At 72.4% G+C, this 2,716-nt stretch carries 3 protein-coding genes; 1 reads left to right on the top strand and 2 read right to left on the bottom strand.

Features of this window, described 5'->3' with window-relative positions; translation table 11 throughout:
* The first annotated feature begins 117 nt into the window (after positions 1-117).
* Positions 118-807 carry an SMI1/KNR4 family protein gene (locus ACFU7Y_RS42735; RefSeq protein WP_380771856.1) on the top strand — a complete coding sequence of 230 codons (690 nt, stop codon included), beginning with the start codon at positions 118-120 and terminating at the stop codon, positions 805-807.
* 667 nt (positions 808-1,474) lie between these two features.
* Here the strand turns inward: ACFU7Y_RS42735 and ACFU7Y_RS42730 are convergent.
* Together ACFU7Y_RS42730 and ACFU7Y_RS42725 are read right to left on the bottom strand one after the other, a co-directional pair.
* Positions 1,475-1,864 (bottom strand): hypothetical protein, encoded by a 390-nt coding sequence (locus ACFU7Y_RS42730; RefSeq protein ID WP_380771854.1) that lies wholly within the window; start codon positions 1,862-1,864, stop codon positions 1,475-1,477.
* Positions 1,762-2,100 carry a tetratricopeptide repeat protein gene (locus ACFU7Y_RS42725; protein ID WP_380771852.1) on the bottom strand — a complete coding sequence of 113 codons (339 nt, stop codon included), beginning with the start codon at positions 2,098-2,100 and terminating at the stop codon, positions 1,762-1,764. Before ACFU7Y_RS42725 ends, ACFU7Y_RS42730 begins: the two co-directional genes overlap by 103 nt.
* Between the last annotated feature and the right edge of the window lie 616 nt (positions 2,101-2,716).

The raw sequence follows: 2,716 nt of genomic DNA, 5'->3' as shown, positions 1-2,716 counted from the left end.
GGCGGGGCACCCCGGCCCGGGACGCCCATCCGACGGCTGACCGCCGGACTCTCCGTGTCACGGGATTCGTCTACAGTTCAGCCCGTTCGACATGCGGATTCGGAAAAGGGGCAGGACATGGCCGGGGCGGCATGGGAGCGGCTGCGGGCGATCATGGGGGAACCGGCGTACACCCCGGCGCAGGTTCCGTGGGAGCTGGCCCCGGCCGAACTCGGCGTCCAACTCCCCTCGGACTACCGGGCTTTCATCGACCTGTACGGCGCGGTGAACCTCAACGGCGAGTGGGGCGTCTCCTCCCCGGCGCAAGCCATCGACCCCGGCCTGCCGGGCGGCTTCGTGCTCTGGCAGACCAAGACCGACGGCGAGTTCCGCGGACAGGTCCGGTGCGAGGACGAGTTCTGGGACCAGGAGTACACCCCGATCTTCCCTGACCCTGGCGGGCTGCTGCCCTGGGGCAGCAACAGTAACCACGCCTATTGTTGCTGGCTGACCACCGGGCCGAACCCGGAGCAATGGCCGGTGGCGATCTTCGACTGCGGTGGCCTGGACGGCAAACTCGACCTCTACGACGGTGGCTTCGCGCAGTTCGTGGCGACCGTCCTCACCGGCGGCTACGCCCACGAGGACGAACTGCGGGTGATCCCGGACCCGGAGGACTGGGGGCCCGCTCGGCGGCGCCCGCTGTGGACGCCCGCCTACGACTGGGACCGCACGCGGTGGGGCGAGCAGTGGGGCGTCGCATCGTGGTTCGTCGAGTCGTGGAACGATCCCGCCGGAGCGCTGTCGATGCCCTGGGTGCGGCGCTAAAGCTTGTTGCAGAAGGCCGGGGTCGGACAGGGCGATGTGCGGTCTGACCTGCGGTTCCACACGCTTCGGACGACAAACCTCACACCCCACCTCCATCGAGCGCTCCGCGCCTCCACGGCGGGCAGAGTTTCTCGTGCAGCAGACGTACCTCCCGCCGCGGGGCGCCGGCCTGTTGGCGGGGCAGCACGACCGGCGCGGCGGCCGGCGGGAGCTCCGGCTCGGCGGCGGCCGGCACCGCGGGGACGGGCTGCTCCTCGCGGTCGTCGCCGGGGGCCGGGGATTCGCCTCGCAGGGCGGAACTGTCGTCCTGCTCGTCGTTCTGGTCGTCGTCGGCCGGCGATGTCGTCGCCCCAGACGTCGAGCCGCTCGCGCATGCGGCGGTTAACGCGCTCGCGTTCGGTGAGGTCGGACCAGCGGGCCTTGTCCCGGATCTCCTGGGCGCTGACGAAGACGCGGTGGCTGTAGGAGGGCAGCCGCAGGGACAGCTCCTTGAAGGCGGCGACCGGGTCACCGTTCTCCGTCTCCTCCAGGAACCAGGTGAGCTTGCGGCGCAGCGGACTGTTGCCGCACCGGGGTCGCCGGACTACCGGCCAGGGTGCGCCGGTCACCGCGGTCGTGGCCGGCGCTTCGCATGTGCCGTTCCGCGTGCGGGCGGCGGGCCGGTCTGTCAGGACGGGAACTCGCTGCACCAGGGATCGCCCCATGCGACGGCCGGGCGGGGGTCGCGCCGTGGGAGGACGGCCACGGCGTCGTCGATGCGGCCGAGGTCGATGAGGTAGCCGGCCAGGGCCCGGCGGTTGGCCGAGGGGTGCTGTTCGAGGACGGCGACGGTTTCCCCGGTGCGCCCGGCGTCGGCCAGGAGCGTGGCGATGTCGCCGGCCGCGTACGAGGTGTCGCCCTCGGGATGGGCCCGGGCCAGTTCGACCGCCTGGTCTGTCCCAGCGCCGGCGGCGATCAGCGGGAGGCGGATCCGGAACAGGTCCCACTCCCGCCGCGGCGGGCCTTGAGGTCGTCGAGGTGGGCCAGGCCGTCCTGCGGGCGGCCCTGGTCCAGGCACAGGTCGGCCAGGGTGTGGAGGATCCAGTCCTCGCCCGGGCGGGCCTCGGCCTGGGCACGCAGCACGTCGACCGCCTCGTCGCCCCGGCCATGCCGGACCAGGAGCTGCGCAAGCCCGTACGAGGCGTTCGGATCCCCAGACGCCTGCCGGTACACCGCCACTGCGCCCTCGACGTCGCCGCGCTCCTCCAGCAGCTCCGCCAGCCGCTCCGCGGCGTCGGTCAGTTCATCAGTCACCGGGTACGCGCCCGACTCGTCGATCCGGCCGTACCGGGCCGGCTGGTCACGGCCGTCGACCGAGGTGACCTCCCGGATGCGGAGCAGGGCGATCGCATCGTCGATCCGGCCCTGACGTCCGCGAATCGGCGCAGGCAGGCCGGCTGCGTAAAACGGCTCGCCGACGCGGCCGCCTCACGCCGGGGCCTGCAGCAGCACCGGGCGGTCCCGATCTGGCGGACCGGCAGCGCGGCAGCCCCCTCGGACTGGGACCGGACCCTGTAGTCGAGATCAGCAACGTCCACACCGGGCACCGTAACGCCCGCCACCGACAACACCGGCCGCCCGGCCGGGGCCCGGGAACCGGTTGCGGGCAAGCGCGGAGCGCTCGCGGCACGACCGCGTGCCGGGGGCCGTAACCCGGGCAGGAGCAGCCGAATTCAACGGTCATGACGACGAATGCGACAGCCCCGCCCCGTGGCGACGCGGGCGCCGGTCCCGACCCGGCGCACCGGGGCGGTGCACGAGGTGCTCGGCGGTGGCTAGAAGTTCACTGAAAATCAGCGGTTCTGGCCCTGCGTTACTCGGTGTGGGCCAGACTGCTGGTGTGCAGGGACAGTGGGATGGGGAACTGGTC

Source organism: Kitasatospora sp. NPDC057542, assembly GCF_042801945.1.
Lineage (GTDB): Bacteria > Actinomycetota > Actinomycetes > Streptomycetales > Streptomycetaceae > Kitasatospora.
Note: the sequence above shows the minus strand (reverse complement) of the source record. Positions and strands in the feature narration are given on the sequence as shown.

Excerpts from the sequence above, each read along its gene's own strand:
- ACFU7Y_RS42735 (WP_380771856.1), top strand. The coding sequence starts at position 118 with ATGGCCGGGGCGGCATGGGAGCGGCTGCGGGCGATCATGGGGGAACCG.